18 protein-coding genes, 1 tRNA gene and 1 pseudogene are annotated in these 20,648 nt (G+C 30.3%); 9 read left to right on the forward strand and 11 right to left on the reverse strand.

Annotated features, from left to right (window positions below):
- A pseudogene (locus tag ACFDSN_RS06560) lies at positions 1-323 on the reverse strand (2,3-bisphosphoglycerate-independent phosphoglycerate mutase); the annotation flags it as partial.
- A 67-nt stretch (positions 324-390) separates the two neighbouring features.
- Positions 391-1,167 (reverse strand): M48 family metalloprotease, encoded by a 777-nt coding sequence (locus ACFDSN_RS06565; RefSeq protein ID WP_375239044.1) that lies wholly within the window; start codon positions 1,165-1,167, stop codon positions 391-393.
- Positions 1,168-1,311: 144 nt separating this feature from the next.
- On the opposite strand from ACFDSN_RS06565, the gene ACFDSN_RS06570 reads away from it, so the two are divergent.
- Both ACFDSN_RS06570 and ACFDSN_RS06575 read left to right on the forward strand, forming a co-directional pair.
- Entirely contained in the window at positions 1,312-1,737 is a 426-nt protein-coding gene (locus ACFDSN_RS06570; RefSeq protein WP_375239045.1) for a GNAT family N-acetyltransferase, read from the forward strand.
- Between the two features lie 46 nt (positions 1,738-1,783).
- A tRNA-Gly gene (locus tag ACFDSN_RS06575) sits at positions 1,784-1,856 on the forward strand.
- A 55-nt stretch (positions 1,857-1,911) separates the two neighbouring features.
- Here the strand turns inward: ACFDSN_RS06575 and pepE are convergent.
- Positions 1,912-2,613 (reverse strand): dipeptidase PepE, encoded by a 702-nt coding sequence (pepE, locus tag ACFDSN_RS06580; protein ID WP_375239046.1) that lies wholly within the window; start codon positions 2,611-2,613, stop codon positions 1,912-1,914.
- Between the two features lie 171 nt (positions 2,614-2,784).
- Here pepE and ACFDSN_RS06585 point away from each other — a divergent pair, with 171 nt between their 5' ends.
- The 4 genes from ACFDSN_RS06585 (at position 2,785) to ACFDSN_RS06600 (ending at position 7,219) form a co-directional block, all read left to right on the forward strand.
- Positions 2,785-3,528 carry a carboxypeptidase-like regulatory domain-containing protein gene (locus ACFDSN_RS06585; RefSeq protein ID WP_375239047.1) on the forward strand — a complete coding sequence of 248 codons (744 nt, stop codon included), beginning with the start codon at positions 2,785-2,787 and terminating at the stop codon, positions 3,526-3,528.
- A complete protein-coding gene (locus ACFDSN_RS06590) occupies positions 3,528-4,313 on the forward strand; it encodes a hypothetical protein (protein ID WP_375239048.1) in 786 nt (261 codons plus the stop codon). Before ACFDSN_RS06585 ends, ACFDSN_RS06590 begins: the two co-directional genes overlap by 1 nt.
- A gap of 47 nt (positions 4,314-4,360) precedes the next feature.
- Positions 4,361-4,864 (forward strand): DUF6702 family protein, encoded by a 504-nt coding sequence (locus tag ACFDSN_RS06595; RefSeq protein ID WP_375239049.1) that lies wholly within the window; start codon positions 4,361-4,363, stop codon positions 4,862-4,864.
- Between the two features lie 63 nt (positions 4,865-4,927).
- On the forward strand, positions 4,928-7,219 hold the full coding sequence (locus ACFDSN_RS06600; RefSeq protein ID WP_375239050.1) for a M1 family metallopeptidase: 2,292 nt from the start codon (positions 4,928-4,930) through the stop codon (positions 7,217-7,219).
- A gap of 73 nt (positions 7,220-7,292) precedes the next feature.
- Here the strand turns inward: ACFDSN_RS06600 and ACFDSN_RS06605 are convergent, their stop codons facing one another.
- Complete coding sequence (locus ACFDSN_RS06605; RefSeq protein ID WP_375239051.1) at positions 7,293-7,664, reverse strand: DoxX family membrane protein; 372 nt, start codon at positions 7,662-7,664, stop codon at positions 7,293-7,295.
- 77 nt (positions 7,665-7,741) lie between these two features.
- A complete protein-coding gene (locus tag ACFDSN_RS06610; RefSeq protein WP_375239052.1) occupies positions 7,742-13,906 on the reverse strand; it encodes an alpha-2-macroglobulin in 6,165 nt (2,054 codons plus the stop codon).
- A 172-nt stretch (positions 13,907-14,078) separates the two neighbouring features.
- Between ACFDSN_RS06610 and ACFDSN_RS06615 the strand changes: the two genes are divergently transcribed.
- The gene (locus ACFDSN_RS06615) at positions 14,079-15,032 is read left to right on the forward strand and encodes a tetratricopeptide repeat protein (RefSeq protein ID WP_375239053.1); all 954 of its coding nucleotides are present in this window, start codon (positions 14,079-14,081) and stop codon (positions 15,030-15,032) included.
- A gap of 14 nt (positions 15,033-15,046) precedes the next feature.
- Here ACFDSN_RS06615 and ACFDSN_RS06620 read toward each other — a convergent pair whose 3' ends face one another.
- Both ACFDSN_RS06620 and ACFDSN_RS06625 read right to left on the reverse strand, forming a co-directional pair.
- Positions 15,047-15,760 carry a hypothetical protein gene (locus ACFDSN_RS06620; RefSeq protein WP_375239054.1) on the reverse strand — a complete coding sequence of 238 codons (714 nt, stop codon included), beginning with the start codon at positions 15,758-15,760 and terminating at the stop codon, positions 15,047-15,049.
- A 14-nt stretch (positions 15,761-15,774) separates the two neighbouring features.
- Positions 15,775-15,975: a hypothetical protein gene (locus tag ACFDSN_RS06625; RefSeq protein ID WP_375239055.1), complete on the reverse strand. Its 201-nt coding sequence runs from the start codon at positions 15,973-15,975 to the stop codon at positions 15,775-15,777.
- Positions 15,976-16,122: 147 nt separating this feature from the next.
- Between ACFDSN_RS06625 and murC the strand changes: the two genes are divergently transcribed.
- Positions 16,123-17,478 (forward strand): UDP-N-acetylmuramate--L-alanine ligase, encoded by a 1,356-nt coding sequence (murC, locus tag ACFDSN_RS06630; protein ID WP_375239056.1) that lies wholly within the window; start codon positions 16,123-16,125, stop codon positions 17,476-17,478.
- A gap of 69 nt (positions 17,479-17,547) precedes the next feature.
- Here the strand turns inward: murC and ACFDSN_RS06635 are convergent, their stop codons facing one another.
- From ACFDSN_RS06635 to ACFDSN_RS06650, 4 genes are all read right to left on the reverse strand, one after another.
- Positions 17,548-18,489, reverse strand: a complete 942-nt coding sequence (locus tag ACFDSN_RS06635) for a lysozyme inhibitor LprI family protein (protein WP_375239057.1) — start codon at positions 18,487-18,489, stop codon at positions 17,548-17,550.
- Positions 18,490-18,621: 132 nt separating this feature from the next.
- Complete coding sequence (locus ACFDSN_RS06640; RefSeq protein WP_375239058.1) at positions 18,622-18,993, reverse strand: DUF1304 domain-containing protein; 372 nt, start codon at positions 18,991-18,993, stop codon at positions 18,622-18,624.
- A 19-nt stretch (positions 18,994-19,012) separates the two neighbouring features.
- A complete protein-coding gene (locus tag ACFDSN_RS06645) occupies positions 19,013-19,414 on the reverse strand; it encodes a hypothetical protein (RefSeq protein WP_375239059.1) in 402 nt (133 codons plus the stop codon).
- The gene (locus tag ACFDSN_RS06650) at positions 19,414-19,794 is read right to left on the reverse strand and encodes a hypothetical protein (protein WP_375239060.1); all 381 of its coding nucleotides are present in this window, start codon (positions 19,792-19,794) and stop codon (positions 19,414-19,416) included. Before ACFDSN_RS06650 ends, ACFDSN_RS06645 begins: the two co-directional genes overlap by 1 nt.
- 119 nt (positions 19,795-19,913) lie before the next feature.
- Between ACFDSN_RS06650 and radC the strand changes: the two genes are divergently transcribed.
- The gene (gene radC, locus ACFDSN_RS06655) at positions 19,914-20,612 is read left to right on the forward strand and encodes a DNA repair protein RadC (protein ID WP_375239061.1); all 699 of its coding nucleotides are present in this window, start codon (positions 19,914-19,916) and stop codon (positions 20,610-20,612) included.
- Positions 20,613-20,648: the final 36 nt, after the last annotated feature.

Raw genomic sequence — 20,648 nt, forward strand, 5'->3', positions numbered from 1 at the left:
TTATTGTTCTTTTTAGCGTATTCAAAGGCATTTTTTAAAGCAGGTACATCTTTTAGTGTGTTGTTTTTAACAGCTAAGTTAATTTTAACTAAATCCTGATATACGATTCGTCCTGCACCTAAATTCATGTGTCCAACTTCACTATTTCCCATTTGTCCTTCAGGTAAACCTACATGAAGTCCATCGGTTCTAAGTAGAGCGTTTGGATATTTTGTATATAACTCATCTATAAAAGCTGTGTTAGCATTATCTATTGCAGATACTTTTGGGTCAGGAGATTTTCCCCAACCATCAAGAATCATTAATATAATTTTTTTATTCATAGGTGAGATTTGAGTAGCAAAGGTGTTAAAAAGAGAGCTCTAGGTACTGATAGAGTTTCATTATAAACTATTGTATTTCTGCACGATTTCTGTATTTTTTTATTGAAGCGCGTATTTGTTCAATTCTATTATCTGGATCCGGATGCGTACTTTGAAACTCTGGTTGACGATTTGGTCCTGCAGCAGCCTTTAGAATCTCCATAACACCAATCATTTCTTCTGGATTATAGCCTGCTTTTATCATGAAAAGAACACCTAAATCATCGCTTTCTAATTCATCTCCTCTTCCGTTTTTTAATAATTCTCCTTGACCGTATTGTTGAGCTACTTGTCCCATATCAATAGCAGAACTTCCCATTGCAATGGTTTTCCAAAAATTAGCGTTAGTAATACGCTCGTTAGAATGTTTACCAATTACATGCCCAATTTCATGTCCTAAAACACCTGCTAATTGGTCTTGATTTTTTAATTGTGAAAATAACGCGTAAGTTATAAATATTTGCCCACCAGGTAGCGCAAATGCATTAATTGTATTTGGGTCTGCTAATAAGTGAAACTCATATCTATAAGGTGTTTCTTTAACAATACTATTATTAATTAATTTATTCCCAACTTGATCTACTAGCGCTTGAAAGTTTTCGTTTGGGTATAGGCCGCCATGTTGTTGTGCCATTCCCGGAGCACTTTGTAAACCTAAACTAATTTCTTCTTTTGGCGACAATGAAATTGCTTGTGTTCTTTTGGTATAAGGATTTATTTCTTCCTGACTGCATTTTCTAAAAAAAGCAAAGCCTATTACTGCTACAGCAATCAATATTCTTACTTTAAAATTCTTTCCTCTCATAATTTTAATTAAAGCATAAAATTACAAAATATCAATTGTTTTTTTTAGTTTTTGAGTCTAAAACTGTTATGTATATTGTTTTTAGGATTTTTATAACAGCATTATTGTCTAAAACTTAATTATTTTTGTTGAAAAATGACACTTATGAATCTTGAATTTAGGTTTTTATCAATCGATTACATTGACACTATTGTTGATATGGTTTTTTTATTAGATAATGAAGATATTTCTAAATCTGTATTGAAAACACGTTTTAAAGAAATGTTTACTCAGAATTATGAATGTATAGGGATTTATGCTAGTGATAAATTAATTGGAGTTTGCGGCCTTTGGTATATGACAAGACATTATTCTGGTAAAAGTGTAGAAATAGATCACGTTATTATAAACGAAGATTTGAGAGGAAAAGGTTTAGGTAAAAAACTCTTTATTTGGTTAGATAACTATTTGAAAACAAAACAAGTGGAGACTATAGAGTTAAACACTTATACTGGAAATACAGATTCGCATAAATTTTATTATAATGAAGGATTTAAAATTTTAGGATTTCATTTTTTAAAAACATTATAAAATAGTTGTACATATTAAAATAGATGTTATATTTGCAATCGGAAATGCGAGAGTAGCTCAGTTGGTAGAGCGTCAGCCTTCCAAGCTGAATGTCGCCAGTTCGAACCTGGTCTCTCGCTCAAAGCTTCACTAGAAATAGTGAAGCTTTTTTTATGCTCTAAACTTTATTTCTATTTAAAATTTAATTCTAGATTCTGTTTCAATTTCATAAGGCATTTTATCTTTTTCAAATATTCTAGCAGGTAATTTTCCTTTTAATATAATAGAACTATCTTTAACTTCTAACCAGCTTCCTTCTCGTAAACCAATTACAGGTATTTTATTTTGTGTATGGAATTCTTGAATTCTAGTTTCGCGGGTTTCTCCCATATGCTCACTATTTGGATTTGGATCTAAATAATGTGGGTTTATGTTAAAATTAATCAACTTTAACGCCTCAAAACTTGGAGGATAAATAATAGGCATATCGTTTGTTGTCTTTATGTTTTGACCACAAATATTACTTCCTGCGCTAGTACCTAAATATGGTGTTCCATTATTAATAGCTTTTTGTAAAGCTTCAATACAGTTATTAGAATAAAGATTATTTAATAGTACAAAAGTATTTCCTCCGCCAGTAAAAATAGCTTCAGCATCTAAAATGGCTTCTGGTATATTTGTTTTAGTATGTAAGCCTTCGACCTTAATATTAATTGTATTAAAAGCTTCTTGAACTTTAGATGTATAATCATTGTGAGAGATTCCTCCAGGCCTTGCAAAAGGAATAAAAAGTAATGTCTTTACATCTTTAAAAAACGAATTTAACTCAGGTAAAATATAATCTAAGTAGTTACCATTATATAGGGTAGAAGTACTTGCTATTATTAATCTCTTCATAGTATTCATGTTTTTATACAATTAACTAAATTCCTCACATTTAACAAAACATTATTAGGCTTAAATATTATCTTTTAGTGGTTTCATTTTATATTTACTCTATAATTTTAGCTTAACATTACTATTATGAGAATAAAACTTGTACTAATAATTTTTTCCATTTTAAGTTTAATGACATCACTAGCAGCACAGAATAGTGAACGTATTTTAATAAAGGGAAGAGTTAGTGTTGATATTCCAGAAATTGAAGGTGTTACAATATATAACGCCACAACAAAAAAAGGTGTAATTACAGATGCTAAAGGTGAATTTGAAATTGAAGTTACTGTAAACGATAGGTTAGATATATCAGCATTGTTATATCAAAATTTTTCTATTCAGATTTCTAAAGAAGATGTAAAGCAAAGAGAAATTATTATATATCTAATTGAGTCTATTAATACTTTAGATGAGGTTGTTATTTTGCGCTATGGCTTATCTGGTTTTCTTAATAAAGATCTTGAGCAACTTAGAGTTGTTAAACCAGTAACAATGTCTTCTAATTTAGATGATTATACAGATTTAGAAATGGCAGATGATCAATTTAGTAGTGTAGAAAATATAGCAACTAAACAAGGTGTTTATTACAATATGGTAGATGGTAGAGAATTAGTAAAGTTAATCTCTAAACTGTTTACTAAGAATAAAAAGAGTAACTCAAATATTCCAGAAGTAGCTATTACTTTAGAGGATAAATATAATAACAAGTTTTATACAGATAACTTTAAAATCCCACTTGATAAAATTCAAGCTTTTATTGTTTATGTAGAAGATAGCTCATTTAACAATTTGTTATTACTTCCAGAAAACGAAATGGAACTTATAGAATTATTAAACACAAAAAGTCAGCAATTTTTGACTAAAAAACAAAAGTAATGCTCCGAGTCTTCTTCTTTTTATTAATAACCATAACATTTGTTAAAGCTCAGACTATTGAGTTTACAGGAAATGTAGAAGGCGAAGACGATTTAGATCAAATTCACGTAATCAATAAGACCACAAAAGCTTATGGTATTACAAATGTTGCGGGTGATTTTAAAATTTTAGCAAAACTGAACGATACTATCGTGTTTTCTTCAATACTATATCAAAAAAAAGAAATAGTAGTTAATCCAACGGATGTTAAAAATAAACACATAAGCATAAAAATGTTTTCTTTTATTAATGAGTTAGATGAAGTTGTTATAGGAAGAATACTTACAGGAAATATGATGTCCGATATTAAAAATATGGGAAATAAAAAGCAAATTACGTTTGCGGACGTTGGTATTCCTGGTTATACAGGGAAACCATTAACTCAAAGTGAACGTAGATTAAAAGAAGCATCTAGCCTTAATCCGACAGTTGGAGGCGGAATTGGTGGTGGCGGAGTTGGACTACAGCTTAACCCTTTAATAAATGCAATAACAGGAAGAACTAAAGAACTTAAAAATAGGGTAGATATAGAAAATAGACAAAACCTATTAGCAAAAGTAAAACTTAAATTTATAAATACTTTTTTTGAAGAATATCCTTTAATAGAAGCTAAACGAAATGAGTTTTTTTTGTTTTGTTCAGAACATCAAGAATTTATACAAAATTGCTCAGGTAGCGATTTAAAGACACTTCAGTTTTTAGCAAACCAACATAAAGTTTTTTTAGAACGTATAAAACAACAGTAATTAGTATTTTTGGAATGCTTTTTGAAAAATAGAATTTAAACAACACTATGAAACTTTATCAAGTACTATTAGTATTAATTTCAATATTATTTTTGTCGTTTACGTCATTTCATAAATATTATGTAAGTATTACAGAAATAGAATATGTTAAAGAAAAAGAGTCAGTACAAGTTATTACAAGAATTTTTATAGACGATTTTCAGCGTTTATTACAAGAACGTTATGGTGATAATCTAGAATTAGATAACAATCAAGACGAAGCTGTAATTGATCGTTACATTGAAAAGTATCTTAAATCTAGAATTAAGATTAATTTAAACCATGCAAAAAAAGACTTAGTTTTTATTGGAAAAGAATACGATAATGATATTGTGTATTGTTATTTTGAAATAGAAAACATAGAAGAGGTAAATTCATTTGAGATTGAAAATACAACTCTTTTTGATATTTTTCCTGAACAAAAAAATGTAGTTAGAACTAGCATAAACAACAATAATAAAACCTTTGTTTTAATTCCCGAAAACGATAAAGGAATGTTAAACTTCAATTAAAGTCTTAACTATTTCTTAAAATGCATTAAATTCACACATTAATAAAGTAACTAAACCTGTATAATGAAAACACTTAAGTATTTATTACTTTCAGCTTTTTTTGTAACATTCAGTGCATTTGCACAAGAAACAGAAAAAGAGACTGAAAAACCACAAGGTCATACTAATAACAACAAATTCAAGCAGTTGTATGACGAATTTTCAACGCCTAATGTTTACAGAGCTGCTTCTGGAGCTCCAGGACATGAGTATTATCAGCAACAAGCAGATTATAAAATGGACATTGTTTTAGACGATGTTAATTCAAAACTTTTTGGTGAAGAAACTATTACGTATACTAACAACTCTCCAGATGTATTAAAATATTTATGGGTACAGTTAGATCAAAACGTAAGAGCAAAAGATTCTAAATCGCCATTAATTAATGGTGGAGGATTTAATAAAATGGGACAAACTTCTTCATTTGTAAACAGTCATTTAGCTGATGGTTTTGAAGGTGGTTTTAATATTGAGTTTGTAAAAGATGTAAATGGAAAACCATTACCTCATATGATTAATCGCACAATGATGCGTGTAGAGTTGCCAAAGCCTATGGCTTCTGGAGATAAATTCTCTTTTTCAATCAAATGGAATTACCAAATTAACGATTACATTAAACATGGCGGACGTTCTGGTTACGAAAACTTTCCAGAAGAGGATAATAAGTTATATGTTATAGCACAATTCTATCCAAGAATGGCTGTGTATAGCGATATTGAAGGTTGGCAAAATTCTCAATTCTGGGGAAGAGATGAATTTGCTTTACCATTTGGAGATTTTGATGTAAATATTACAACACCAGTAGATCATGTTTTAGACGGAACAGGAGTTTTAACTAACCGTAAAGAAGTGTTTACTAAAGATATGATGAAACGTTACGAAAAGGCAAAAAAATCTTTTGATGAGCCTGTAGTAATTGTATCTCAAAAAGAAGCTGAAAAAGCTGAAAAATCTAAAGCTACTAAAACAAAAACTTGGAAGTTATCTGCAAAGAATGTTCGTGATTTTGGTTTTGCATCTTCTCGTAAATTTATTTACGATATGATGGCTGTTAAAGTTGGTGGAAAAGATATTATGGCGGTTTCTTTATATCCTAAAGAGGGAAATCCATTATGGGAAGCTTGGTCTACAAAAGCAGTAGCAAGTACTTTAAAGTCTTATTCACGTATGACATTTGATTATCCTTACCATAAAGCAATTTCTGTACACGCAAGACAACAAGGAATGGAATATCCAATGATTTGTTGGAACTATGGTCGTCCAGAAAAAGATGGAACGTATTCAGATAGAGTAAAGTACGGAATGATTTCTGTAATTATACATGAAGTTGGACATAACTTTTTCCCAATGATTGTAAATAGCGATGAACGTCAATGGACTTGGATGGACGAAGGTTTAAACACTTTTGTACAGTATGTTGCAGAGCAAGATTTTGGTGAGTGGTATCCAAAAGCATTATCTGCTAAGGATAAAAAATATCCATCTCGTCGTGGTCCTGCAGCTAAAATTGTAAGATATATGGGTGGAGATCAAGATTATATTGCACCAATTATGACTAAAGGTTTAAATACGTATCAATTTGGTAACAATGCTTACGGTAAACCAGCAACTGCATTAAATATTTTAAGAGAAACAGTAATGGGGCGCGAATTGTTCGATTATTCTTTTAGAGAATATGCGCAGCGTTGGATGTTTAAGCATCCTACACCAGAAGATTTCTTTAGAACTATGGAAGATGCTTCTGCATTCGATTTAGACTGGTACTGGAGAGGTTGGTTCTATACTACAGATTATACAGATATTGGAATTAAAGAAGTCGTGTCTTATAAAGTTGGAGAAACATCTCAAGCTTTGAAAGAAGAAACAGCTAAGCGTTATAATATGGAAGTAAAAGACTTACCATCACTTATTGTAATGGAAGAAAACACAGACAATTCAGATAGCAAAAGTCTTTTAGAGTCTTCAAAGTCTTTAAAAGAATATGTAATGGATAATTTTACACCAGAACAACGCAAAGCCTTAAAAAGACCTAAGTATTTCTATAACGTAACATTTAACAAGCCAGGAGGATTAGTGATGCCACTTATTGTAAAATATACTTATGATGATGGTACGTCTAAAACAGAAACTTATCCTGCGCAAATATGGAGACTTAACGATAAAGAAGCTAAAAAAGCAATAGCTTCAGAAAAGAAAATTGTTAGTATTCAGGTAGATCCAGATTTAGAAACTGCAGATGTAGATACTACAAATAACACTTGGCCTAAAGTTGAAACTACAAGTGAATTTGATAAAATGAAGAATAAAAAGAAATAAGCATCTTTTTTAAATAATATAAAAAGGCTTCCAAACTGGAAGCCTTTTTTTTTGTTATAACATTCTTAAACTCTTAATTCAGTAATGCTTTGTATTTGTCTTTATAACCATATAAAATAACCACATTTAAAATTAGTAAGACTAAAGCGCCACCAATTCCTCCTGGATCTAATACTGCGTGAAATAGCACCGCATTAACAGAAATACTCATTAAAATTAGAGACATTAATGCTCCAAACTTATTAAAAACTAAAGCTATTCCTGCTGCAATTTCTACTAGAGCTACTAAAACCATAGTTTTAGAGTTCATTAATGCGCCAAAGTATGCACCTGCATCTGCAGACATTTCTGGCAATGGCATAAAGTTAAAAAACTTGTTAAACCCAAAGAGTAAAACAAAAACACCTAATAAGATTCTTAATACCATAAAGACTTTTGAATTCATAATGTTTTGATTTTTAGTTAGTAAATTAATTTACCTAAAGTTAATCAATTAAAAAATAACATAGAATAAGCCTTAATTTAGTCGCTTACACTTAACCTGTCACCTTTAGAATGACTGCTAAACTCTGGTGCATACATACTTTGTATAGTTGTAATACCATTACTCATTTCTCCAGCATTATTAACTCTTAAATCGTATTCAAACACGTAAATACCTTTTGGTAATACATCAAAAAAGAAATTAGTGCTGGCATCTTTTGTGCTTTCGTAATAACCTAAGCCATCTTGGTATTTATATTGACTTAATACATTAATAGGTTCTAATCCAGCAGCGCGCATATCTTTTAAATGGACAAATTCCATTGTTCTGTCGCTTCGTAACTCTATACGTACTCTAATTAAATCGCCAACCTTTAATTTAGTGTCTTTTTTAATTTCTGTGATCACTTCACCGGTTTTTGTGTTTTTCTTTCTAAAGAGTTGTTTCTTTAATTGTAAAGGTGTTTTTGCTGCCGTAATTGCATCTAAATATTCAAAATATTGCCAGTATAAACTTCCAAAGGTAATACCTTTTTCTTTTTTAGTTAAAGTAACCTCTGCTAATTCTGGTTTAATTTCTGTGCCATTCCAAGCAACTTTATAATAACCAGTTCCTGCTTCGGTTTTAGTGTTTTGTAATTTTCTTTCTGAAATAGCTTGTTTTCCTACTAATACATTTACACTTTCGCTTACACTAAGCCAATCGCTTCCTTGTAATAGAATGGCGTAAATAGCATCTGTAGTAGATTTTGTGGTACTCCATTGGTTGGTTTGCTTGTTCTTTAGTAACCAAACTTTTAGGTTGTCAATGATTTTCGTGTCGTTTTCAATTTCCGAAAAAGCTTCAATAAGTAACGCTTGTGTTTCTATTGGTGCTTTATACCAGTAATACGAATTGGTGTTTTCTTTCCAATACATACCAAGTTCTTCATTTGTAATACTAGTTTCTTTTAATGAATTTAGAATTTTAGTTGAGGTTTTTTTATCTTCATTTCTAAAACTAATTAAAGCCATTAAACCTTTTGCATACAATGGTCTTTTTAGCCAGTATTTTTTAATCTGACCTAAATAATAATCCTTAATTTTTTCGACTTTATTGGACGATTTTATTTCAGGGAAAAAGCTTCGCATATATAAATAATGCAATTGCGTCATACTTAAATGATCTTTGGATAAATCGACTTTTGGGTTATAACGTTTTAAATCTTCGTATTCTTTTACGAACTGCGTATCTAAATACGGAATGGCTTTTTGAATGATATTTTTCTTAGCATTTTCTACTGAATTTTGTGAAACACCAAGTTTATTTAAGTGTCCAAAACCTGTAATTATATGTTGTGTAATGTATCTGTTTGCTCTATAATCTCCAAACCAAGACCAAGCTCCAGAAGTCATTTGATTGGTTTTTAATTTGTTAATAGAAGCTTCTAACTCTTGCTTCATTTTATTTAAATCGAACAATAGTGCAATACGTTTTTTCTGTTCTGTTTCGCTTTGTGCATCACGTAACCAAGGTGTTTCTTCTATTAAAATAGATTTTAATTCTTGGTTTTTTTCAAGGTTGGATAATAAAGCATCGCTATTTTTCCATTGCTTAAAAACGTCTTGAATTCTTGGATTAGAATTAGCAATATGAGAAGCCAATGCATTAGCATAATAGCGACTAAAGGTTTGTTCGTTACATTCATATGGATATTCCATTAAATACGGCAAGGCTTGTACCGCATACCAAGCAGGATTACTTGTAATTTCTAAACTTAATTTATGATGTTGTAAGGTTTTACTCGTGTTGTTTTTAAGTTTATCTAAAGTAAATGTTTTTGTTTCTCCTGTTTTTATGTGCATTGGTAAACTTTCTGTAACCAACATACGGTTACTTAAAACAGGTAATACATTTTGTTCGCCATCGCTAAATTGATTTGTTTTAGCTATTATTTTGTATTGAACAGCTTGTACGGTTTTTGGAATAGTTAATTCCCAAGACACATTAGTATTTCCATTAGCAGAAACTTCAAATGATCTATCTGTTAAATCAGAAGGTAATGTGTAGTTTCTTCCTAATTCACCATTAATAATATTTATAGATTTCCCAGAAAGTGCATCTGTTAATTCTAATCTTGCTTGTCCGTTTAATGTTTTGTCTGTAAGATTTGCAATTTTACTACTTATAGTAATTATATCGCCTTCGCGTAAAAAACGTGGCGCATTTGGTAATATCATTAACTCTTTTTGGGTAACTGCCGTTAAGGTTTTTTTATCGAATTCTCCTTTTTTATTATGTGCTAATAAGTTTATGTTCCATTTGGTTAAAGCTTCTGGAGTTGTAAAGTTGAAACTTATTTCGCCAGCTTCATTAGTCGTTAACTTAGGAAAGAAAAAAGCGGTTTCTTGTAAGTTTTTACGGATTGAAACTTGTGTAAAATCGGGTTTTTCTAAATCAAAACTAATTTTCCCAGGTAAGTTACGTGCAACAATTTTTCCATTTGGTAAAGTATCATAAACTATTTCATCAGTAGTAATAATTTTTACTGTACCATCTTCGTTTAAAGCATTTTTAGTGTACGTATCTCCTCTGTAATATCTTGAAGATTGAGTGTCTCCATCTCTAAAATTTTTGTTCTCTTTTCTATCAAAATTAGTTCTTAGATATGTTTCGTTTTCAGAATCATCATAACTATCTCTCATATAGTTTTGATATCGATTAATATTAACATTTAGACTCAAGCCAAACCAGTTAAATGTGTCAAAATATTGAGAACTGTAATCGTAACTATGTTTATATTTCTGATAAACCCTAAAACTTTCTGTTCCAAAACTATGGTTGGCATTATAACGGTAATAACTTCTGTAAGTCTGTGGTTGAAATGGATTAAATTGCCAATTATGTGGCTTAAATTGATCTAGAGACGCATCATACATACTGGCTAATAATTCTGCAGAAACTTTTTCTTTATTATCGCCTTTAATTTTAAAAGACCAAGTTTCGTCTGTTCCGGGTTGTAACTTATCTCTAAATGTTAGTGTTTCAATGTCTAGTTTTGAGATTGGATAAGGCACATTTATTTGCACTTGTCCTGACATAAAACTATTGGCAAATGCATAACTGTAATGCACTACAAATCCGCCTAAATCTTCTTTAGAAATTGGTAGTGTTATGTTTTTTGTGTTTTTATTTAAAGTAATTATTTTGCTGTTTACAATGTTGTGGTTTTTCTCAATAGTTAGGCTAACTACTAAATTATTGCTCGCAGTTGCTAAACTAATTTCTGCGGTATCATTTACATCGTAACTTGTTTTATCTGTTTTAATTTGAAATAATTGGTTGTCTGCTAATATTTCATCTTTATTGGAATAAACCGTAAAATTAGCTTCGTCTTTTATGGCTTGGCCAAAATTATCCTTACTAGTTAAAATAGCCACATATTTGCCCGATTTCCATTTCTTTAAGTTGCCTAAAGCAACTGATTTTTCTTTTTGGGTATTAAAATCTTCGGTTAAAACTAAATCGCCTTTGGCCCAATTTTGAATATCATTTTCATTTTTATAAGCTTCGTGTGGAAAAAGCGTTTTAAAATCGGCTTCAGACCAATTTTTATAATCTGGAGCTTGCCAAGGTCTTGGTCTTAAAACGGTTTTTGGTGCGTTTAATTTATAGATGTTTAGTTGACCTTTAGCAGGCACAAATTCACCATTTAAGTTTTTTGTCTCTATACTTAGCGTTTGCTTTTTATTGGTTTTATCTATTAAATCTGCGATAGATATGTCTGCTAAAAGTGTATGGTAACCAACCTTTACAGTTGTAGTCGCACTTCTGGTTTCACCATTTATGTCTGTAACATCTGCGGTAACTTTATACGTGAAAATTGGCAGGTTTTTTTTGTTCGCTTTTTCGTCTGGAATAGCTTTAAAAGTAATGTCAAATTCGCCTTTTTCGTTAGTTGTGGTTTCTCCAAATGTAATTTCTTGTGCTTGTGTATTCTGGAAAGGTCTACCCCACATATACCAACGCGGATAATTAACTTCGCGTTTTACTTTGTAGCTTACTTTTGCATCTGTAATATTAGAGCCAGCAAATGCTTTTGCTAATCCTTTTACGGTTACGCTATCGTTTACTTTAAAAGTTTCTGTTACTGGATTAAATGTGGTTTCAAACTTTGGACGTTTATATTCTTCAACAGAAAAATAATGATTTGTTTTTAAGTTTAACCCAGATTTTGAATCGATTTCTATATAATATTGACCATTTAAGCCATTGTTTGGTAAAATAAATTCGCCAGAAACACTTCCAAAATCATTGGTTTGTAATTCTAATGTATTTATTTTTTCATTATTGGTGTTATAAAGTGTTACTTCAAATAACTCGTTTGGAACAACTTCAGACTTTAAGTCTTCGGTTTTTAAGGCAATAGCTTTAAAATAAACGGTTTGACTTGGTCTGTAAATACTTCTATCTGTAAAAATAAAACTTTGATAAACTGTATTGTCTTTGTTGTTATGTCTGTTGTAATGATTTATATATGATTTCGCAAAATAGGCAGCTTGGTTGTTGCAACTAATTTCAGCTTCAAAAGAACTTCGGTTTTGAGATGCTTTTTTAAAACGAATAAAACCTTTATCATTAGTTGTTAGCTTTTGAATTTTTACTTTATAATCTCTATACTTAAACGACAATTTAACCTCTGCATTTGCAATTGGTTTTCCGTTGTTTCTATCTATAAATTGTAATTGTTTTTGGTCTACATCTTCAGATTCTACCATTGCAATATCTGTAACTTGTAATGTCGTAGTTGCCCAAATGTTTTCAGATTTTACGGTAATTAAATATAAACCTGAATTTTGCTGAGGTAATAACAGTTCTGTACTGTGATTTTGGTAATCGTTTTCGTTTTTTAAATTAGCTGTCCACGTTTTGTCTGCTTTTAGCTTTTTTATCAGACTTAACTTAGCCGTTTCATTATACGTTTTGTTAATGTTGTCAAATTGTTTTTTACTTAATTTATATGAAGTAAATTCTACACTATTTAAGTTCTTATAACGAACTAAAATCTTTTCGTTTTGATTAGGCCTTAAATTAGATTCGGTTGTAATTTGTAATTGCGATTTTAAAATTTGAGTTTTAATGGTTTCACATTTTTCTGCACCACTACTTTTTGGATATATACTTATTGTTTTTTTACAAAGTTCCAGAGCTTCTTTTAATTTCCATTGTTTTTTTGGTGTGTTCGGATTGTATTGTAAACCTTGATTGTAATATATATATGCAATTTCGTAATTATATAACACTTCAACTTTATTTTCTTTAGTAGATTTTGCTTCGGATTTATAAGTGTTTAGTAATAAATCGTGTTTGTTTTCTATGACAGAATTTTGATTTACAAAATGTAATCGATCTATATTAACTTTTGCTAAGGCTAAAGATTTTGGATTTTTAAGATGAAAATGAATTAAATCTTGGTAAATACTTAATGCGTGATATTGAAGCGCTAAATCGTCTGTAGATTCTAATTTAAGTTTAGCAAATTCTGAAGCTTCAGATAAATAACTATCATTTTGTAAAATAAAAGTTTCTGCTGGTTTTGTAATTCTGTTTTCCGATGTTTTATAGAATTCTAAAGCGTTATGATTTAGTAAATCAAAAACTGTTGGTCTATAAGTTTTTGAGTTTTCTTGTGTAGTTAACAATATTTCAAAATCTCTAATTGGTGTTTGTTGTAAAACCAATTTATTCTCTAATGATTCTTGAAACTGACAATGGATATCTTCGAATAAAGTTTCTAAATCCCAAGTCCTAAAATCGGTTTCATCTACCTTTTCTGATGTTTTTGTACGGTTGTAAAATTTCCATCTATTTTGTCGGAAGTATTGCCAATATAAGGTAGCTAACATGTTTTGAAGCACATTTTTTTCTGGCGATCGACTTTTAGAAATAGCTAATTTAAAATCGGTAATCACTTTAATTTGTGCGTTTTCTTCTAAAGTTAAAGCAAACTTACTTTTAAACAATAGCGTTTTTATAAGTTGTTTTTGGTTGCTGTCTTTTTTTGCTAAAACTTCAATTTCTGTGACTGTTTTAAGTGCAGATTTTGGTAAGCCTTCAACCTCAAAAGCTTCAACTTTTTTCCACAATTTTGAATAGTCATTGTTTTGTGCCTGACTAATCATAATGCAAAAAAATACGGTTAGAAATGTAATTGTTGCTTTCATAAGTTGATATTTTATATAAAGTTAGCCCAAAAATCCTCTTAAAAAAGACGAAATGAGTAAAACTAACGTTTGGTTGTGTAAAGTGGTTCAATTTTAAAGTAAATAAGATTAACTAAATGTAAACAATAATTGTTCCAAGAGATTGTTACATTTGTATTGTTAAGCTAAATATATGCGTTTTTTTATTATCTGTTTTTTAATTTTTTCAACTGCATTCTCACAAAATAACGTAGAGAAAGCAAAACAATTGTTAGCGGATAAATCTTTTTATAAAGCAGAACAATTATTAAAAGAAGAAATAAAAACGCACCCAAATAATTTAGAGGTTATAGAATTACTTGGCGATGCTTATGGACATCAAAAAAAATGGGATAATGCTATTATACATTATAAAAAATTAAAAGAGCAAAAACCTAAGGTTGCTAATTACCATTATAAATTTGGTGGTGCTATGGGAATGAAAGCTTTAGTAGTTAATAAATTTGCAGCGTTAGGTTTAATAGGTGATGTAAAAGACGCCTTTTTAACGGCTGCAAAATTAGATCCAAAACATATAGATACGCGTTGGGCTTTGGTAGAATTGTATATGCAATTACCGGGAATTATTGGCGGAAGTAAAAGTAAATCTTTTAAATACGCAAACGAGTTACAAGCTCTAAGTAAGGTTGATGGCTATTTAGCAAAAGGTTATATTTATGAGTATGATGACGAGCCAGAATTAGCTGAAAAATATTATTTGTTAGCTATAAAAGAAGGCGGATCTTTAACCTGTTTTGATAAGCTAACCAATTTATACGAAGACCAGAATCAACCAGAAAAAGCAGTTGCAAATCTTGAAGCTGCCAATGTAAAACATAAAAGAAATGCTATGCATTACCAAATTGGGAAAGTATGTGCAGAATACAATGTACAAGTAGATAAGGGAGAAAAGTGTTTGCTTATTTATTTAGAGAATTATTCTGCAAAAGATGGCGTTCCTAAAGCTTGGGCAAATTACAGATTAGCACAGATTTATAAACATAAAAAAGCTAAATCTAATGCTTTAAAACACATAGATTTAGCTATTTTACAATTGCCTAAAATTAAAGTTTTTAAAGAAGAACGAAAAGAAATTCTGACTCTTTAAAATACGAATTAATATTATTCTTTTTTAAGCAACTCGTTTAAACGTGTTTTTTTCTCCTCAATTTTTGTTTCGTTTTTAGATATTTTTTCTTTTACATTTTTAAGTTTTTCTTCGGCTTTTTTTATGGCATTTTCTCTTGCTAAAAGCACTTCTTCAGACAATTCTCCTTTTTCTTTAGCAGCTTCTAAACGTAATTTAGCAGCTTCAATTCTTGAATTCCCTTTAGCTATAGCCATTTTGTTTTTTTCAAGACGATCTTTACTTTTTTTAATTTTGTTTTTAGCCATTTCAGCTCTATTCTTCCCAAAATCTTTACCTTTTAAATCGCCTTTGTTCTTTCCATAAGCATGACCTTTTTTGTCATCATCGCCATCATCGCCATCATCGCCATCATCGTGATCATTGTCTTTGTTTTCTTTTTTATCATGATGTTTTTCATCTTTTAAAGCTTTTATGTCTTTTTTTCTTGCTTCTTTTAACTCTTGTATTTTTGCTGAAATTTCAGTTTTTTCTTCTTCCGAAGCATCTTTCATCTGCTCTTTTAGAGCTTTCATTTCCTCTTTAGTCTCTTTAGATTTAGCTTTTATAGCTTTGCCCAAGTTCTTTTTTTCTTTTGAAATTTTTTCTTTGGCCTGCTCAGATTTTCCTTTGTTTTGAGCTAATATAGCTTGTGGGCTAAAAGCAAATAATAACCCAGTAAGTATTAAAATAATTTTTAAATGTTTCATAATAAAATGGTTTTTTAGTTATCTAATTCGTTTAAAGCGTCTTCTAATTCTTTAACCTCATTGTCTAATTCGGTTGACATTTGTTCAATTTCAGCATCTATTTGTTCAACCTCTTCATTAATTATTTTAGCTTTTTCTTCAGCTTCTTTAGTGTCTTTACATGATACAGAGCCAATTAATAGTAGTGCTATAAAAATTCGCATTATAGTTTTCATTGTTTTAAATTTAAAGTTAATACGTTTAAAGGTACAACTTATTTTATCTTACTTTAAAATTTAGAATACTTAATAATATTCTAATATAATTTTTTCGAAAAATTAGGCTTAATAAACTATATTTGATTTTATCTTCAAAACATTATAATGAACGTACATTTTATAGCTATAGGCGGAAGCGCAATGCATAACTTAGCATTAGCATTACACTTAAAAGGTTACCAAGTTACTGGTAGCGACGACACTATTTTTGAACCGTCTAAATCGCGTTTAGAAAAGCATAATTTATTACCAGAAGCGTTTGGTTGGTTTCCAGAAAAAATCACAACCAATTTAGATGCTATTGTTCTTGGAATGCACGCAAAAGAAGATAATCCTGAATTGTTAAAAGCGCAGGAATTAGGTTTAAAAATCTATAGTTATCCTGAGTTTTTGTACGAGCAATCTAAAAATAAAACACGCGTTGTAATTGGTGGATCTCACGGAAAAACAACCATTACATCTATGATTTTGCACGTTATGCATTATCATGATAGAGATGTAGATTATATGGTTGGCGCACAATTAGAAGGTTTTGATGTTATGGTGAAACTGACAGAAGACAACGATTTTATTGTTCTTGAAGGCGATGAATATTTAAGTTCTCCAATAGATAGACGACCAAAATTTCATTTATACAAACCAAATATTGCTCTGTTAAGCGGAATAGCATGGGACCATATTAATGTATTTCCAACTATTGAAAATTACGAAGAACAATTCAGCATTTTTGTAGATAGCATTGTAAAAGGCGGAAGCATAAATTATAACGAAGAAGATGAAGCTGTAAAACGCGTTGTAGAAGCCAGTGAAAATCCTATTCGTAAAATAGCCTACAAAACACCAGAATATACCGTAGAAAATGGCGAAACACTTTTAGAAACGCCAGAAGGACCAATGCCAATAGAAGTTTTTGGAAAACATAACTTAAATAACTTAGCAGGAGCAAAGTGGATTTGCCAACATATGGGAATTGACGAAGACGATTTCTACGAAGCTATTTCTACGTTTAAAGGAGCAAGTAAACGTTTAGAGAAAATTGCCGAAAGCGCTACAAGTGTTGCTTACAAGGATTTTGCACATTCGCCAAGTAAAGTAGAAGCAACTACAAATGCAGTAAAAGAGCAATACCAAGATAGAACTTTAGTAGCTTGTTTAGAATTACATACGTATAGCAGCTTAAATGCCGAGTTTTTAAAGGAATATAAAGGCGCTTTAAATGCTGCAGATGTTGCTGTTGTTTTTTATTCTCCGCACGCAGTAGAAATTAAAAAATTAGATAAAGTTTCCGAACAACAAATTGCAGAGGCTTTTAAACGCGACGATTTAATTATTTACACCAATCCAGAAGATTTTAAAGCGTACTTGTTTGACCAAGATTATACTAATAAAGCCTTGCTTTTAATGAGTTCTGGTAATTATGGTGGCTTAGATTTTAATGAAGTTAAAGGTTTGGTTGGGTGAAATTTCGTTTAACGGTTAGTATAAAGTGCGTTTCAATGCAGTTTAGGCTTTGTTAGCAGTAGTATGCTATCACCCACATCCATATTCTACAAATATTTTATTATCTCTTGTAAGAATTTCTAAGCTACAACTACTATAATCATAAAATTCATCATCACCATCAAGATGGTGCCATCCTTCTTGGCCTCCCGTGTAACCTGCTTTATCCTTATCATATAACTTAGGAAGTAGTATTTTAATAACTCTATTTACCTCTTTAAAGCTATAATTACCAAATTCTATTATTGTAGTCTGGGTATAGCTATCGCATCCAAAATCGTCTTCCTGTATTATATTGTTGTTATAAACCGTACGAAAGCCACAATCAACAGGCCCTGCAGGGTACTCAGGATTATTAACATCTGTACGTCTCGTTACTTTTTTTGGTTCAACAATGAAGAAATATGTTTCGAGGTATTTATCAATAACATAATCTGCATTGATCATTCTAACTTTGTCTAAGCTGTACATAAACTTAGAATCAGGTGTTGGTAATATGGAGTCTGAGGTACTTTCCTCAGAAGTAATTTGTACATTATTTAAATTGGCACTGGGTTCTTCCTCTTCTGTTCTAATCCAATAATAAGATTTTAATTCTAAGGCTCGTGTTCTAACAATTCTCATATTTCTCTGAGCTCGTATATGAGAGTACATGGTGCCTTGAATGGCATGTATACTGCTTGAAAGCTTGTATTCCAAATTTCTATATTTTACCCATTGATCTTGCGCTTGCTTTAGGTCATTTTGTGCATTCTTGCCAAGTGCTCTCATAAGGCCATTGTAATACTTAATTACCTCTTTGTTCCATTCTTCGCTAACCTCAATTGCACAATTCAAAGCACCGAAATCACCAAGTTTTTTACTACAACATTCTTTATAGACATCATCTAAGTAATGTTCATTCTGATTAACTTGAGAGAAGGCCACATTAAAGACAAGGATTGCTGTAAGAAGTGTTATAATATTTTTCATGAAATTCGATTAATATTACTGCTAACAGGATGATATGAAATCGTTATAATGTTTTATATCAGCAGTTAAACGAAGTTAGCTTAAAAAATTGACAAAGTCAAGTTTCTTATTTATATGCTTAGTAGTCGAGAATTAAAAACAATTAGTTACAACCAACAATAAAATAGCAATCAATGCAGGTAAAGCTTGAACAAAAAATATTTTTTTAGCAGCAGTTAAAGCGCCGTAAATTCCAGCAATAGCAACACAACTTAAAAAGAATAGCGCCACATTAAAATGCCATTCAGTATTAGTAATACAAACAGACCAAATTAATCCTGCAGATAAAAAACCATTATATAAACCTTGGTTTGCTGCTAAGGCTTTTGTTGGTGTAAATAAGTCTTTTGGAAACTGTTTAAATATTTTTGGACCTTTAGTTTCCCAAGCAAACATTTCGAAATATAAAAAGTAAAGGTGCAATGCTGCAATACATAGTATAATGGCGTTTATTAAAATAGACATAGTTTTATTAATGTGTTAGTTAGTGGGTTTCGTCATCTCCAATTTCGTCAAATTTTTCAAAACGTTCAAAATCCCGTTTGTAATCATAGATTTCTGCATCTAATTTAGTGATTTCATTTTTTAAAGTTTTGGTCCTAACATAGTATTCAATTTTAAACATAAAATGAACCAAAAAAGCTAAAACAATAAAACCAATAAAGAGTTGTAATCCAAGATTTATTGCAAACATAGGATCGTATTTTTCGGGAAAATGTATACGTCTTTTATCCGATAAATGTATGATTGTTGGAATAACCATAGCCATAGAAAGTGCTGTGTATAATATTGATATTTTGTGATTAAGAATAAAATTACTCACAAATTGCGCTTTATGTAATTTGTCTTCTAAATAGTCTAAGCGTTCTTGTTTTTCTTCAATCATTAATTTGTGTTTTCTTCTTTACCAATTTCTTCAAATTTTTCAAAACGTTTAAAATCTCTTTTTTGCTTTTCTATAATATCAAGAATAAGTTGTTTTTCTTTAATAAGTAGTTTTAAATTATACTGAGTTTTAAAGTGAGAAACACTATAATTTATTGCAATTAATCCAATAACACTAAACGTTCCTATTGTTATGTTTTGGTAAACAGTTGTTTTTGAAATATTTGTACTAAGAAAATAATTTATAATTACTATACTTATTACTATAAGCACAATTTTGGCAATTACACCTGTCACCTTTTTAATACTCTTTTTATAAAGGTGTAATTGCTCAATTTGATAATTTAATCTATTTAAGCGTTGCTCTTGGTATTGGGTCATAAAGTTGTTGGCTTATACTATTAGTAAGCAAATAGTTAGAAATGTTACAATAGAAGACTAAAGTAAGATAAATTAATTCGAAACTATTTCAGATTAAAAAAAATGATTAACTTTAGAAGATGCAGGATAAAAATTCGTCTTTTTCAATTAAAGATTGGTCAGAAAACGATAAACCAAGAGAAAAACTTTTAAATAAAGGAAAATCTACTTTAAGTGATGCTGAATTAGTAGCTATTTTAATTGGTTCTGGAAACAGACAAGAAAGCGCTGTGGCTTTATGTAAACGAATATTGGCTAGTGTTAATAATAATTTGAATGCTTTAGGTAAACTATCGGTTTCTGAATTAATGACATTTAAAGGCATTGGAGAAGCTAAAGCTATAAGTATTGTGGCAGCTTTAGAATTAGGGCGACGACGTAGAGTAGAGGAAGCAGTAGTTTTAAATAAAATAACGTCTAGTAAATCTGTTTTTGAATTAATGCAACCTATTATTGGCGAGTTACCTCACGAAGAATTTTGGATTTTGTACCTAAACAATTCCAATAAAATTTTACAAAAAACACAAATAAGTAAAGGTAGTATTACCGGAACTCTAGTAGATAATAGATTAATATTAAAAGAAGCTTTACAGTTAAATGCAGTAGCTTTAATTTTAGCACATAATCATCCATCTGGTACTTTAAAACCTAGCGAATCAGATAAACAAATTACCCAAAAACTTAAAATTGCAGCTCAAAGCCTTGATGTTAAAGTTTTGGATCATTTAATAATTACAGAAACGGCTTATTTTAGTTTTGCAGATGAGGCTTTACTTTAGTTTAAATAATTACTTTTACTTCCAGAATAAAGAACT

The sequence above is a fragment of the Aurantibacter sp. genome (genome assembly GCF_042094015.1).
Classification (GTDB): domain Bacteria; phylum Bacteroidota; class Bacteroidia; order Flavobacteriales; family Flavobacteriaceae; genus Aurantibacter.

Excerpts from the sequence above, each read along its gene's own strand:
- ACFDSN_RS06565 (WP_375239044.1), bottom strand. The coding sequence starts at position 1,167 with ATGAGAGGAAAGAATTTTAAAGTAAGAATATTGATTGCTGTAGCAGTA.
- pepE (WP_375239046.1), bottom strand. The coding sequence starts at position 2,613 with ATGAAGAGATTAATAATAGCAAGTACTTCTACCCTATATAATGGTAAC.
- ACFDSN_RS06645 (WP_375239059.1), bottom strand. The coding sequence starts at position 19,414 with ATGATTGAAGAAAAACAAGAACGCTTAGACTATTTAGAAGACAAATTA.
- ACFDSN_RS06635 (WP_375239057.1), bottom strand. The coding sequence starts at position 18,489 with ATGAAAAATATTATAACACTTCTTACAGCAATCCTTGTCTTTAATGTG.
- ACFDSN_RS06625 (WP_375239055.1), bottom strand. The coding sequence starts at position 15,975 with ATGAAAACTATAATGCGAATTTTTATAGCACTACTATTAATTGGCTCT.
- ACFDSN_RS06585 (WP_375239047.1), top strand. The coding sequence starts at position 2,785 with ATGACATCACTAGCAGCACAGAATAGTGAACGTATTTTAATAAAGGGA.
- ACFDSN_RS06590 (WP_375239048.1), top strand. The coding sequence starts at position 3,528 with ATGCTCCGAGTCTTCTTCTTTTTATTAATAACCATAACATTTGTTAAA.
- murC (WP_375239056.1), top strand. The coding sequence starts at position 16,123 with ATGAACGTACATTTTATAGCTATAGGCGGAAGCGCAATGCATAACTTA.
- ACFDSN_RS06595 (WP_375239049.1), top strand. The coding sequence starts at position 4,361 with ATGAAACTTTATCAAGTACTATTAGTATTAATTTCAATATTATTTTTG.
- ACFDSN_RS06640 (WP_375239058.1), bottom strand. The coding sequence starts at position 18,993 with ATGTCTATTTTAATAAACGCCATTATACTATGTATTGCAGCATTGCAC.
- ACFDSN_RS06610 (WP_375239052.1), bottom strand. The coding sequence starts at position 13,906 with ATGAAAGCAACAATTACATTTCTAACCGTATTTTTTTGCATTATGATT.
- ACFDSN_RS06650 (WP_375239060.1), bottom strand. The coding sequence starts at position 19,794 with ATGACCCAATACCAAGAGCAACGCTTAAATAGATTAAATTATCAAATT.
- ACFDSN_RS06605 (WP_375239051.1), bottom strand. The coding sequence starts at position 7,664 with ATGAATTCAAAAGTCTTTATGGTATTAAGAATCTTATTAGGTGTTTTT.
- ACFDSN_RS06570 (WP_375239045.1), top strand. The coding sequence starts at position 1,312 with ATGAATCTTGAATTTAGGTTTTTATCAATCGATTACATTGACACTATT.
- ACFDSN_RS06620 (WP_375239054.1), bottom strand. The coding sequence starts at position 15,760 with ATGAAACATTTAAAAATTATTTTAATACTTACTGGGTTATTATTTGCT.
- radC (WP_375239061.1), top strand. The coding sequence starts at position 19,914 with ATGCAGGATAAAAATTCGTCTTTTTCAATTAAAGATTGGTCAGAAAAC.
- ACFDSN_RS06615 (WP_375239053.1), top strand. The coding sequence starts at position 14,079 with ATGCGTTTTTTTATTATCTGTTTTTTAATTTTTTCAACTGCATTCTCA.
- ACFDSN_RS06600 (WP_375239050.1), top strand. The coding sequence starts at position 4,928 with ATGAAAACACTTAAGTATTTATTACTTTCAGCTTTTTTTGTAACATTC.